General features: G+C 62.3%; 9 protein-coding genes. 6 read left to right on the forward strand and 3 right to left on the reverse strand.

Annotated elements, in window-relative coordinates; translation table 11 throughout:
* Positions 1-49: 49 nt before the first annotated feature.
* From aguA to IE038_RS01735, 3 genes are all read left to right on the forward strand, one after another.
* Positions 50-1,159, forward strand: a complete 1,110-nt coding sequence (gene aguA / locus IE038_RS01725; protein WP_189395011.1) for an agmatine deiminase — start codon at positions 50-52, stop codon at positions 1,157-1,159.
* 185 nt (positions 1,160-1,344) lie between these two features.
* Positions 1,345-1,548, forward strand: coding sequence for a hypothetical protein (locus tag IE038_RS01730; RefSeq protein WP_163932180.1), 204 nt, complete (start codon positions 1,345-1,347; stop codon positions 1,546-1,548).
* A 338-nt stretch (positions 1,549-1,886) separates the two neighbouring features.
* Complete coding sequence (locus IE038_RS01735) at positions 1,887-3,167, forward strand: OprD family porin (RefSeq protein WP_189395012.1); 1,281 nt, start codon at positions 1,887-1,889, stop codon at positions 3,165-3,167.
* Between the two features lie 23 nt (positions 3,168-3,190).
* Here the strand turns inward: IE038_RS01735 and IE038_RS01740 are convergent, their stop codons facing one another.
* The 3 genes from IE038_RS01740 to IE038_RS01750 all read right to left on the reverse strand — a co-directional run bounded on the left by IE038_RS01740 (position 3,191) and on the right by IE038_RS01750 (position 7,586).
* The gene (locus tag IE038_RS01740) at positions 3,191-4,855 is read right to left on the reverse strand and encodes an FMN-binding glutamate synthase family protein (RefSeq protein WP_189395013.1); all 1,665 of its coding nucleotides are present in this window, start codon (positions 4,853-4,855) and stop codon (positions 3,191-3,193) included.
* A 149-nt stretch (positions 4,856-5,004) separates the two neighbouring features.
* Positions 5,005-6,159, reverse strand: a complete 1,155-nt coding sequence (locus IE038_RS01745; RefSeq protein WP_163938059.1) for a lysozyme inhibitor LprI family protein — start codon at positions 6,157-6,159, stop codon at positions 5,005-5,007.
* Between the two features lie 86 nt (positions 6,160-6,245).
* Positions 6,246-7,586, reverse strand: a complete 1,341-nt coding sequence (locus IE038_RS01750) for an alginate export family protein (RefSeq protein WP_229775577.1) — start codon at positions 7,584-7,586, stop codon at positions 6,246-6,248.
* 338 nt (positions 7,587-7,924) lie between these two features.
* Here IE038_RS01750 and IE038_RS25470 point away from each other — a divergent pair, with 338 nt between their 5' ends.
* From IE038_RS25470 to IE038_RS01765, 3 genes are all read left to right on the forward strand, one after another.
* Positions 7,925-10,066, forward strand: a complete 2,142-nt coding sequence (locus IE038_RS25470; protein WP_189395014.1) for a methyl-accepting chemotaxis protein — start codon at positions 7,925-7,927, stop codon at positions 10,064-10,066.
* A gap of 130 nt (positions 10,067-10,196) precedes the next feature.
* Positions 10,197-11,975, forward strand: coding sequence for a SulP family inorganic anion transporter (locus tag IE038_RS01760; protein ID WP_189395015.1), 1,779 nt, complete (start codon positions 10,197-10,199; stop codon positions 11,973-11,975).
* Positions 11,976-12,408: 433 nt separating this feature from the next.
* On the forward strand, positions 12,409-12,720 hold the full coding sequence (locus tag IE038_RS01765; RefSeq protein ID WP_102053672.1) for a DUF3077 domain-containing protein: 312 nt from the start codon (positions 12,409-12,411) through the stop codon (positions 12,718-12,720).
* Positions 12,721-12,747 lie beyond the last annotated feature (27 nt).

Consider the following 12,747-nt stretch of genomic DNA (forward strand, 5'->3'; position numbering starts at 1 on the left):
TTACCGCGCCGCAGGCCCGGCCTGCGGCAGATCTTGCAAAGGTTCAACTATGACAACCCTGACCACTACCCCACGCGCCGATGGCTTTCACATGCCTGCCGAATGGGCGCCACAATCGCAGGTCTGGATGGTGTGGCCGGAGCGCCCGGACAACTGGCGCCTGGGCGGCAAGCCGGCGCAGGCGGCGCATGTCGCCGTCGCCAAGGCCATTGCCCGTTTCGAGCCGGTGACCGTCGCCGTGTCGGCCGCCCAGTACGAACATGCCTGTGCCCGCCTGCTGGACACCCCGAACATCCGCGTGGTGGAAATCAGCAATGACGATGCCTGGGTGCGCGACACCGGCCCGACCTTCGTGATCAATGACGCGGGAGACGTCCGTGGCGTCGACTGGGGTTTCAACGCCTGGGGTGGTTTCGAGGGTGGCCTGTACGCACCGTGGAACCGTGATGAACAAGTGGCTGGCAAGATCCTGCAGATCGAGCGTTGCCCGCGCTACCAGACCGAGGGCTTCGTGCTGGAAGGTGGTTCGATTCACGTCGACGGTGAAGGCACCCTGATCACCACGGAAGAATGCCTGCTCAATCACAACCGCAACCCACACCTGAACCGTGAGCAGATTGAGGCGATCCTGCGTGATCACCTGGCGGTGGAGACCATCGTCTGGCTGCCCGATGGCCTGTATAACGACGAAACCGATGGGCATGTGGACAACTTTTGCTGTTACGTGCGCCCTGGTGAAGTGTTACTGGCCTGGACCGATGATTCCAACGACCCCAACTTTGCACGTTGCCGTGCCGCGCTTGAGGTGCTGGAGCGTCAGCGCGATGCCAAAGGTCGCACCTTTGTGGTGCATAAAATGCCGATTCCCGGGCCGCTCTACGCAACCGAGGAAGAGTGCGCGGGTGTCGATCCGGTCGCGGGTAGCCAGGAGCGCAACCCGTCGGTTCGCCTCGCGGGTTCTTATGTCAACTTCCTGATCGTCAATGGCGCGATCATCGCGCCAAGCTTCGATGACCCGGCAGATGCCGAGGCTAGAGCGATTTTGCAGGCGTTGTTCGCGGATCGTGAAGTGGTCATGGTCCCTGGGCGCGAGCTGTTGCTCGGTGGTGGCAACATCCATTGCCTGACCCAACAGCAGCCGGCACCCGTCAAACGCTGAACCATTTAAGTAAAAAGCCCGTCGCATGACGGGCTTTTTTTTTGCGCCTCATTCGACGACTGGAGCCCGAACTGGCACAGCTCTTGTATTTGTTTTGCATTGTATTTCAAGCAGATAGAGCACGTAGTTCTGTCACAAAGTTAACGTAGGTTAGCGGCTCACGACCCTGGGGAGTACGTGTCGATATGAATGTAGTCAGTGAGCCAGTTTCAAGCCTGTCCATCGTTAATAACGAATCGATCAAGGCGCTGGCACAGTGGTTGAAGAACAATGCAAATAATCGAGTCAGGAAGACCGATCCGCGACGTCGGTTGTTGGTTGAGCGGTACCCGGTGGGTTTGATCAGTGAAGCAGAGCTCGATGCGCTGCTCGGGGTCTGGCACCACTAACTGAACCATCGTCGGCAAGGTCCGTCTTGCCGACGATGCTTTTCTCCTGTCCTGCCCTTCGTGTCACCCCCGCAGTACTGCGCGCCCTGCCATTCTCTAGCCTGCACGATCGACCGTTGATCCGTGCTGTTCACGAATTTTTGACACACCGAACGGCTGGCACTAGCATTCGGCCCTCGCCTGTAGGCCCATTCACCCTGTACCCAGAATAAATGGCCCGCTGTGCATTTGCGCAGAGGGCTTTTTTGTTTTCAGACCCGCGAGCGTCAACCCACGCAGGGGCGTGGTTCCCGGTGCCGGTCGCAGCGCGTCTTCGTTTTTGTAATAAGGAAAATAATATGTTGAAAACCAGGATCAGCCTGATCGCTTTGGGTTTGTTGTCCGCGACTCAGGCCATGGCCAATGACCAGGCCAATGCCAACGGTTTCGTAGAAGACAGCAGCATGAATGTGCTGCTGCGTAACGCCTACATGAATCGCGACAAAAAGCATGGCAAGAATGACCAGATCCAATGGGGCCAAGGCGTTATTACCAACTTCTCCTCCGGCTTCACCCAAGGCACCGTAGGGGTCGGCGTTGATGCTTTCGGCCTGTACGCTGTGCGCCTAGACGGCGGCACTGGCCACAACGAAGGCGCCGGTATCGACTTCTTCAAGCGTGGCGACAGTGAAAACGCCCAGCACGACATCGCTCGTGGTGGTGCAGCGGTCAAGTTCCGCGTCTCCAACACCGTACTGAAGTACGGCGACCAGATGCCGACACTGCCCGTGCTGCAGTACGACGATTCGCGCCTGCTGCCAGAAAGCTTCACCGGTACCCTGGTCACCTCCAAGGAGATCGAAGGCCTGGAGCTGAACGCGGGTCGTTTCACTCAGGAAGCACGCAAGAGCGCCGAACAGCGTGACAGCGGCCTGAAGTCGATCAACGTCTTCGGTGGTAGCTACAAGTTCACCAACAACCTGTCGGCTTCCCTGTACGGCTCTGACGTCGAAGACGTCATGAAGAAGCAGTACCTGGGTATCAATTACGTGATGCCGATCGCCGCCGAGCGCTCCCTGACCCTGGACTTCAACGGCTACAAGTCGAAGATGGACCGCCAGTACGTCGAAAGGGAAGGCCTGAACGGTCGTGACAACACCATCTGGAGCCTGGCGGCAACCTACGCCTTCGGCCCTCACTCGATCACCTTGGCGCACCAGCGCAGCACTGGTGACACCGGCTACAACTATGGCGGTTACCAGAACGACCACGGCGTGGGTGACGGTGGTTCGACCATCTACCTGGCCAACTCCTACTGGTCCGACTTCAACGCCGAAGACGAGCGCTCCTGGCAGTTGGGCTACGGTCTGGACTTCGGTGCCTTTGGCGTACCGGGCCTGACCTACAAAGTGGCCTACGTGCGTGGTGACAACATCAACACCCACGGCCTGGGTGAAGGCACCGAGCGCGAAATCTTCAACCAGTTCAAGTACGTCGTACAGGCCGGCCCTGCCAAGGACCTGTCGGTCAAGCTGCGCAGCTCGTTCCTGCGCACCTCGAACAACCTGAACACTATCAAATACAACGACGACGGCAACGAAGTCCGCGTATTCGTCGAGTACCCGATCAGCGTCTTCTGATTGGCGTCTCCCACAACCCCGGCCTAGGCCGGGGTTGTTTCTCTACGGTTCCTGGCCGCCCGGATCTCCACCACCTCGCCGGTGTCTGCGGCGAAGCTGTCACTGCGAGCCATCCGCCACATCCGCGCATAAAAATCGCTTTCAATCGAGCCGCTGAGCAATTCGCCAGGCTTGAGGAATACGTGCAACTGCGAAAACAGGCGTACCTCGCTGGGGCTGATGCGTCGCGCCAGATGCTTGGGCTTGAGCTCTTCAGGGTGCTCCAGGCCTGCGGCAGCGAGCATTTCGGCCAGTGCGTGCAGCGTGTTGCGGTGGAAGCTGTACACCCGCTCGGCTTTTTCCGGTACCACCAACGCCCGCTGGCGTAGCGGGTCTTGGGTGGCAACCCCGGTCGGGCACTTGTTGGTGTGGCAGCTTTGCGACTGAATGCAGCCGATGGCGAACATGAAACCGCGCGCCGAGTTGACCCAGTCGGCACCAATGGCCAACACACTGGCAATGTCGAAGGCACTGACAATCTTGCCGGCCGCACCGATGCGAATCTTGTCGCGCAGGTTCAGGCCCACCAGCGTGTTGTGCACGAACATCAGCCCTTCACGCATCGGTACGCCAATGTTGTCGCTGAACTCCCGTGGTGCGGCGCCGGTGCCGCCTTCCTTGCCGTCGACGACAATGAAGTCCGGGAGAATGCCGGTGGCCAGCATCGCCTTGGCGATACCCATGAACTCCCAGGGATGGCCCAGGCAGAACTTGAAGCCCACCGGTTTACCGCCGGACAGTTCGCGCAGTTGGCCAATGAACTGCAGCAACTCCACCGGGCTGCGGAACGCGGTGTGAGCGGCGGGGGACACGCAGTCTTCGCCCTCGTTCACGCCGCGCGTTTCGGCGATTTCGGCACTGACCTTGTGCCCTGGCAGAATGCCGCCATGGCCCGGCTTCGCACCTTGGCTGAGCTTGACCTCGATCATCTTCACCTGAGCCGAGCCGGCCTGTTCGGCGAAGCGCTGAGGGTCGAAGTGGCCATCGGCGGTGCGGCAACCGAAGTAGCCGCTGCCGATTTCCCAGATCAGGTCACCACCGTGTTCACGGTGATAGGGGCTGATACTGCCCTCGCCGGTGTCATGGGCAAAGCGGCCGAGCCTGGCGCCCTTGTTCAACGCGCCGATGGCATTGGCACTCAAGGCACCAAAGCTCATCGCGGAAATATTGAAGATCGAGGCCGAGTACGGTTGGCGGCACTGCGGCCCGCCAATGGCCACGCGGAACGACGAAGGGTTGGGGGTTTCCACCGGCAGCATCGAGTGGCTGATGAACTCGAAACCCGGCTTGTACACATCGTTCAGCGTGCCGAAGGCCTTCTCGGCACTCTCGTTCTTGGCCCGTGCGTATACCAGCGAGCGCTGGGCTCGGGAGAACGGCAGCTTGTCGTCGTCGCCTTCAAGCAGGTACTGGCGAATTTCCGGGCGAATGGTTTCGATCAGGTAACGGATATTGCCCAGGATCGGGTAATTGCGTCGCACCGCGTGATGGCTCTGGCGCAGGTCATTGAGGCCGACCAGGCTGAGCAGGGCGGTGATCAGCGTCAGGGGCCAGAGGCCCGCGTGGGCAGAGAGGAACGGCAGGCTTGCGACAGTGAAAAGCAGACAGCCTGCCAGGCAGGCATAACGGCTGTAGAGCGACGGTTTCATGGATCTTCCGCTGATGAGTACGTCTTGCCTAGGATAGGGAAAGCGCTTCGGGAGAAAACCTGCGATTTCGGTAAAACACTTTTATGGGGTATGGGCTTGCAAGCGGCCAGCGGTCATGGGCCTTGACGCAGGCAAGCCGGTTTACCCACTTACTGGACCGGGGCGATGGCAAAGCCCAAACGGTTTTCCTCAAGGTAGACCAGCGCCTCCTGGCCAAGCAGCTCGACAGGCCGTGCCGAGACCGCTTCATGCTCAGGGACGATTTTTGACAACACCTTGTTGACCAGATCCACCCGCCAGACACACGCCATTGCACCGCTGTTGTCGAAGTACAGCACGGCACGGTTCTCGCTCCAGGCCGGGTTCACCAGGCTCCAGTCGGTGGCGTCGGTGGCCATCACGCGCTCGGTCTTGTGGCCGCCAACACGCTCGTCATACGACAGGGTCAGGGTGCTGTTGTTGCTGTTGATGTCGTCGAGGATGCGGGCCTTGGCGAACTGCGCGGTGCTGGACGGCACCTGAAACGTCTGCGCAGTCGGCTGCGGTGCCGCACCAGACCCCAAGGTATAGGCCATGGCCTGTTGCAGGCCTTTGCCTTCGCGCTGGCGATAATAGAACACCCCGTCGACCACCCCGGCGTAGCGCTCGCCCTGGTCGTAGAAGCCGGTCTTTTCCCAGCCCTGGAAGGCAACGTGGTCAGCAATCGTATGCCAGCCCGGGCGGGTATCGGTGTACTCGTAGAGGGTGCCGTAGGTCTGGTGGTTGAAGCGTTCGCTGAGGTACATGTTGTCACGGTCATTGCTGTTGCTGACGTAGAGAATGACATGCAGCACACCGTCGACCACGGCGGCGTCGACAATGTGCTTGAAGACATGCGCAGGCGCCTGCGGTAGCTCGGCCAGCACGTAGCGCTCCCACGGCTCATCGTCTATTTGCATATACACCTGCCCTTCGGGCAGCGGTGACAGCGCATGAACATCGACCTTGGGCAGCGGCGGCGCTGGGGTCAGCCGCTTGATCTGCTGGTCGTAGGCAGTTTCCAGGCAAGCGATCGTCTGGCACGCGTTGCGCACCTCGTACAGCCAGCTGGCCCCCAGACTCCGGAAAACCTGATGCTTTTTCAGCGGGCGGAACAGGGCATTCAACTGCTCGTCCTTGGCCGACAGCGACGGCGTCGTGCAGATGGCCTGCTCCTGCAGGGTGACCGCCTTGCGGCAGTCAAACCCCGCCGCGCTGGCGCGTTGTTGCAGGGCGAAGGTAAGCAGCCCCGCGAGGACTGCGCCAAGGCATAGGAAGCGTTTCATTGCACATCCGTGTGGGTTTGAAGAACCCCGCATGGTACGTCAGCCCGTGGCCCAGGTGAACCCGGCCACGGCCACCCACCTGGACGCTAGAAGAACGTCGCCACGGTCAGTTGCAGGTAGGTGTTGGTGTCGTTGCTGCCTAACTGCAAGCCGCCTTCGCTGGCACTGTGCTCAGGTTTGTACAGGCCCACCAGCGGGCTGATGATCAGGTGCTCGTTGACCGTCCACTCCAGGTACAGGTCCAGCTCCTGGCCGCTGAGGTTGCCAAGATCGCGGTCGAGGGTATCGAAGTCGAAGAACAGCGCGCCCACCGCCAGATTGTCCCGTGGCGTCGCTTTCAGGCCGACATGATGCACGGCGGTATTGCTGTTGAACGGCCCGGCATAGTTGGCGGCCACTTCCCCTTGATACCAGGTGCCGTAGCCGCGGCTGAAACCGTAGAACAGTGGGTCGAACGCCTCGGAGAAGCGGCTGTAGCGGTAGGTGGCCGTAGGTTTCCACGGCACATCGGCAAAGGTCCAGGCCCCTTCCAGGTACCAGGCGTTCTCGCGCCCGCTGTCTCGGTCCTGGGTGGCGTATTCAAACGCCAGGTTAAGGTTTTCAACCCCCAGCCCGCCGCTGCCGCGCACGCTGACGGTGTCCATGTCCTTGCGTTCAAGCTGGGCGGCGGTGGCGAAACGCTCGTTGACGTCCAACCCGTGAATCCAGGTCAGCCCCAACGTACCGGCGGCGCCCACATGCTCCAGGGTGGCCGCCGCCAGTTCGGTTTCGGCCTGGGCACGGTTGTCTGATTTCAGCCATACCAGATCACTGCGCCAGCCTTGCGCGCCGCCCAGGTGCACAACCGCTGTCTGGTCGAAGGCCTTGCGCCCGGCCAGGTAGTAGGCGCCACCGCGGTCGAAGTCGGCACCAAGGTCGGCATCACCGAGGTTCACCGAATCGCCATTGAGCAGGAAGCCATCGCCCAGCTTGACCAGTTGGCGGCCGGCGGAAATGTCCACCCCGTCCTCACCAAACAGCGGCAGCAGCGCCCCGGAGCGCCAGCCCAGATAAGCGTCTTCTACCGCCGTGCGACGTTCGCTGCCGAGGGTGAAGCCAGCGGCATCACCGTCGCCCCAGGTGCCCGAGCTCACCAGATTGAACTTGCCGTACAGGCTGCCTGCGTCAGCCAGCGTCTGGCTGCCACTCAGGCCGTACTTGATGTAGCCCTCGCGCCAGGCTGAACTGCCCGCACTGCGGTTGCCTGCCGTGGCATAGCTTTCCTCGCTGTGCATGATGCCGAACACGGCTTCCAGGTCGGCGTTCAGGACGCTGCCGCCCTGGTTGTACAGCTCGTAGGCTGCCGCTGGCAGGCTGGCAAATACACCGCTGGCCGCCAGTGCCAGGGCAAGGCGCGTTCGCAGGGGCGTGGACGTTCGCGTGATCATCGGGGGGCTGCTCCTATGGTTTTTGTTGTGCAGGCCCGTGCGCAACCGCCATGCCAACCTTCGCCGAGCGCTGTAAGGCCCTGGAAAACAAGGTGTTTTGCATCAGCGTTCAGCCCCCTGAGCAGTGTCTCGGCGTCTTGCCGATGCGACAGTCGTTGTCTCAGGCTGTAACAGTTGGCCGTGCACGTACCGTCGCCCTGGCGGGTCGCTACCCCCGTAAACGCGGGTCATCGGGCTGTTTTCAACGCGTTTCGGCAGGTGGCACGCAATGTGTATTGGCTCTAACAAATACGCCTGCGCAGGCGTGCCAGTCGCCCCCGGCGTAAGGATCACGTGCGATGCTGCTGAACCGTCTTTCCATCCAGTGGAAAATTACCCTGCTCACCGGCCTGTGCCTGTTGAGCATTGTCGCGGTGCTGATCGGCATCTCGCTCTACCGCATGAGTGCGAGCACCGAGCTGGTCAAGGCCAGCAGCGCGCAGATGCTCGAAGCCTCGGCCCGCGAGCGCATGGAAGGCGAGGGCAGGGTGCAGGCACTGACCCTCCAGCGCTTTTTCCTCGCGGCCTATCAGGACGGCGTAAACCTCAGCCGCCAGGTGTTGCAGCAACAACGGCAACTGCAGAAGGCCCAGCTTGCCCCCGAGGCCCTGCGCGAGTCGCTGCACCAGCAGGTGAAAGAGGCCCTGCTGGCGAACCCGCAGTTGCTCAGCCTGTACCTGGTATTCGAGCCCAATGCCCTGGATGGCAACGATGCCCGTTTCAGCGGGCAGGGCGCCCTGGGCAGCAACGAGCAGGGGCGTTTCTCCAGCTACTGGGCGCAGCGTAACGGCGAACTGAGCACCTTGACGGTCAGCGAAGCGCTGGTCGCCGACAGCACCACCATGCTCGACGGCACGCCGTTCAACACCTGGTTCAACTGCCCCAAGCAGACCCTTAAACCCTGCCTGCTCAACCCCTATTTCGACGACGCTTCCGGGCAGAAGACCCTGATCACCTCGCTGACCTTCCCGGTGATCGACAACGGCAAACTGCTGGCGGTGCTGGGCATGGACATCAGCCTGGCCAACCTGCAGCAACTGGTCGACGCCAGCAGCCAGCGGCTGTACCAGGGCAAGGGCGCGGTCAGTATCGTCAGCGCGGGTGGCTTGCTTGCCGGGCATAGCCCGGATGCGACCCGACTCGGCCAGATGCTGAGCCAGGCCTACCCGGAACAGGGCAGCGAGCTGCTGGCCCTGCAACGCCAGGGGCAGGCTCACGAGCTGCAACAGGCCGGTCGCTTGCAGGTGCTGGCGCCACTGCAACCCATACCGGATGCGCAGCCGTGGTCTGTCCTGCTTGATGTGCCGATGGACGCCTTGCTGGCCCCGGCGCGAACGCTGCAGCAGGACCTCGACCGCCGCAGCGCCGAAGGCACCTGGCTGGAGCTGCTGTTCGGCCTGCTGGCAGCCGTGGCCGGGCTGTTACTGGTATGGCTGACTGCACGCGGCGTCACCCGGCCGATCCTGGGTGTTGCGGCCATGCTGCGCGACATCGCCAGCGGCGAGGGCGACCTGACCCAGCGCCTCGCCTACGACAAACGCGACGAGTTGGGCGAACTGGCCGGTTGGTTCAACCGCTTCCTCGACAAACTGCGGCCGATCATCGCCGACGTGAAAAGCTCGGTGCAGGACGCACGCGGCACCGCCGACCAGTCCGCCGCCATCGCCAGCCAGACCAGCGCCGGTATGCAACAGCAGTACCGCGAAGTCGACCAGGTGGCCACCGCGTCCCACGAAATGAGCGCCACGGCCCATGATGTTGCCCGCAGCGCCGCCCAGGCGGCAGACGCCGCACGTGGCGCCGACCAAGCCACATGCGAAGGCCTTGGCGTGATCAACCAGACCACCCGCGCCATCGATGACCTGGCCCGCGACATGACCCGCGCCATGAGCCAGGTTGAAGGCCTGTCTGCCAGCAGTGAACAGATCGGTTCGGTGCTTGAAGTGATTCGCGGCATCGCCGAACAAACCAACCTGCTGGCACTCAACGCCGCCATCGAAGCCGCCCGAGCCGGTGAGGCGGGCCGTGGCTTTGCCGTGGTCGCCGACGAAGTACGCAACCTGGCCAGACGCACCCAGGAGTCGGTCGAAGAAATCCGTCAGGTGATCGAAGGCCTGCAAACCGGTACCCGAGACGTTGTCGCCTCAATGCACAGCAGCCACCAACAGGCGCAGGGCAGCGTTGCCCAGGTCGAACAGGCCGTTGCCGCACTGCGGCGTATTGGCGAGGCCGTCACGGTCATCAGCGACATGAACCTGCAGATCGCCAGCGCAGCCGAAGAACAAAGCTCGGTCGCCGAAGAGATCAACCGCAACGTCGCCACCATCCGTGACGTGACCGAGTCACTGTCCGGGCGGGCCGATGAGTCGGCTCAGGTCAGCCAGGCACTGAACCGCCTGGCCAACCAGCAGCAAAGCCTGATGGAGCACTTCCGGGTATAGGGGGCGCCGCGGCTCAATACCCATGGCGTACTCTCGACTTTGCTGCTATCAAGACACCAGCGTGCACGCTAACTAAACTTCCCTGAGCCGTTAACCGCGGAATTGCAGGTCTTTAGCTGCTGGGGTCTTAATGAGCAATTCCGAATCGTCGCCCCCTCGCCCGGAACCCGGTCGAATCCACCGTCGCCTCAAACTGACCGATCAGGCCGGCTGGGCGCGCTGGATGCCCGGGCTGCGCACGCTGCGCGAGTATCAACTGGCCTGGTTGCGCCACGACATCCTGGCCGGGCTGGTGCTCACCGCCATGCTGGTGCCGGTGGGCATCGCCTACGCGGTAGCCTCGGGCATCCCCGGCATTTATGGCCTCTACGCCACCATCGTGCCGCTGCTGGCCTACGCATTGTTCGGCCCCAGCCGCATCCTCGTACTCGGCCCCGACTCCTCGCTGGTGGCCGTGATACTGGCGGTGGTGCTGCCCCTGTACGGCGGCGACCCGATGCGCGCCGTCGCCCTCGCCGGCATGATGGCCGTGGTCTCCGGCGCCGTGTGCATCCTGGCCGGAGTGGCCCGCTTGGGCTTTATTACCGAACTGCTCTCCAAGCCGATTCGCTACGGCTACATGAATGGCATTGCGCTGACCGTATTGATCAGCCAGCAACCCAAGCTATTCGGCTTCTCGATTGAGTCTGATGGCCCGCTGAGCAACCAGTGGGCCGTGATCATGGGGGTGTTCGAGGGCCAGATCCACTGGGCCAGCTTTGCCGTCGGCGCCGCGACATTGGCGGTGATCCTACTGTTCAAGGGCAACGGCCGCGTGCCGAGCATCCTCATCGCCGTAGTCGGCGCAACCGTTGCGGTAAGCCTGTTGGGCCTGGCCGAAGGCGCAGGCGTCGCGGTGCTCGGCTCCCTCCCACAAGGCCTGCCAACCTTCGCCATCCCGTGGATTACCCGCGAGGACATCGTCCCGGTACTGATCGGTGGCTGCGCGGTGGCAATGGTCTCGTTCGCCGACACCAGCGTACTGTCGCGGGTGTATGCGGCGCGAACCCGCAGCTATGTCGACCCGAACCAGGAAATGGTCGGCTTGGGCATCGCCAACCTGGCCGCTGGGTTCTTCCAGGGCTTCCCGATCAGCAGCAGCTCATCGCGCACACCCGTGGCCGAAGCCGCCGGCGCGAAAACCCAACTGACCGGCGTGGTCGGCGCGCTCGCCGTAGCGGCGCTGCTGGTGGTTGCCCCCGACCTGTTGAAATACCTGCCCACCAGCGCCTTGGCCGCCGTGGTGATTGCCTCGGCCATCGGCCTGATCGAAATCACCGACCTGCGGCGCATCTACCGCATCCAGCGTTGGGAATGCTGGCTGTCTATCGCTTGCACGGTCGGGGTGGTGATGTTCGGCGCCATTCAAGGCATTGGCCTGGCCATCGTGATTGCCGTGATCGAATTCCTCTGGGACGGCTGGCGCCCGTACTCCGCCGTGCTGGGCCGTGCCAAGGGCATACAGGGCTACCACGACATCAAGCGTTACCCCGAGGCGCGGCAGGTGCCTGGCCTGGTGCTGTTTCGCTGGGACGCCCCGTTGTTCTTTGCCAACGCCGAACAGTTCCAGGACCGCGTACTGGATGCCGTAGCCGCCTCGCCAACGCCCGTGCGCTGGCTGGTGGTGGCGGCAGAACCGGTGACCAGCGTCGACGTCACCTCGGCCGACATGCTGGCCGAACTAATGGGCGCCTTGAACGAAGCGGGCATCGAGTTGCGCATCGCCGAAATGAAAGACCCGGTCAAAGACAAACTCAAACGATTCGGCCTGTTTGCGCAACTGGGTGAAGACGCCTTCTTCCCGACCGTGGGCACGGCAGTCAAACACTACCTCGTCACCCATGCGGTGAAGTGGGACGACTGGGGCTGAGTCTTGCCCACAAAATGAAACAGCTCGGCGCTACTGAAGGCGGGTGGTTTTGCGCGAGTATTGCGGGGCTATGGCCGCTGTGCGCATGAGGGCGGTGGCCCTGCCGGGCGCCTACTGTCCCGGTCGACCAACCTGCGCACGGCGGCCACCCTTCGATCTTCGCCTTGCCTCATTGCACCTTGGGCGTTAGGCTTCTTACTCGCTGAAAATCAGCGAACGGGCTTGGTCGCCCGTGCCAACGAAAGTTACAGCTCCTTGTCTTCGAATGCAGACGTCTCGGCGTCCGTATCGTTGTGCTATGGCGGCTGTGCGCGGGAGGGCTTTGGCCCTGCCGGGTTTGCCTTTCGTCCCGGTCGACCAACCTGCGTACAGCTGCCACCCAATTTCGTTTGGTCGCGAGTTGGGGCAGCGTCACTACGGAAGGAGTTTCACTATGACAAAGATTGTTCCCGATCCCCCGCAATCCCTTCTTGGCAAAACCGCGACCACCGCATTTGGTTGCTGCGATGCCGGCCATGCACCCTTGTTCACCGTATGTTCTGGCATCGATGCCGAAGACGCGCTGGTCCACGTCTCCCTGTTGCTCCAGGGCATCTACGACACGGCCCAACAGGCCTGTGAACACATCGACGACATCCCCAAAAAAGGCCTGCTATGGTCCACCCTGCACTCCGCAGAAATGGCCAAAGGGCTGGTTGATGCGGTGCTCGATGGCATTGAAACCCAAGCCTTGAACCGCCGGTAACCGACGGCGTTGTCGGCGCTTGAGTCG

The sequence above is a fragment of the Pseudomonas laurentiana genome (assembly GCF_014648275.1).
Classification (GTDB): domain Bacteria; phylum Pseudomonadota; class Gammaproteobacteria; order Pseudomonadales; family Pseudomonadaceae; genus Aquipseudomonas; species Aquipseudomonas laurentiana.

Bases quoted from the DNA above. Each gene is read 5' to 3' on its own strand.
- aguA (WP_189395011.1), top strand. From the start codon at position 50: ATGACAACCCTGACCACTACCCCACGCGCCGATGGCTTTCACATGCCT.
- IE038_RS01730 (WP_163932180.1), top strand. From the start codon at position 1,345: ATGAATGTAGTCAGTGAGCCAGTTTCAAGCCTGTCCATCGTTAATAAC.
- IE038_RS01735 (WP_189395012.1), top strand. From the start codon at position 1,887: ATGTTGAAAACCAGGATCAGCCTGATCGCTTTGGGTTTGTTGTCCGCG.
- IE038_RS01740 (WP_189395013.1), bottom strand. From the start codon at position 4,855: ATGAAACCGTCGCTCTACAGCCGTTATGCCTGCCTGGCAGGCTGTCTG.
- IE038_RS01745 (WP_163938059.1), bottom strand. From the start codon at position 6,159: ATGAAACGCTTCCTATGCCTTGGCGCAGTCCTCGCGGGGCTGCTTACC.
- IE038_RS01750 (WP_229775577.1), bottom strand. From the start codon at position 7,586: ATGATCACGCGAACGTCCACGCCCCTGCGAACGCGCCTTGCCCTGGCA.
- IE038_RS25470 (WP_189395014.1), top strand. From the start codon at position 7,925: ATGCTGCTGAACCGTCTTTCCATCCAGTGGAAAATTACCCTGCTCACC.
- IE038_RS01760 (WP_189395015.1), top strand. From the start codon at position 10,197: ATGAGCAATTCCGAATCGTCGCCCCCTCGCCCGGAACCCGGTCGAATC.
- IE038_RS01765 (WP_102053672.1), top strand. From the start codon at position 12,409: ATGACAAAGATTGTTCCCGATCCCCCGCAATCCCTTCTTGGCAAAACC.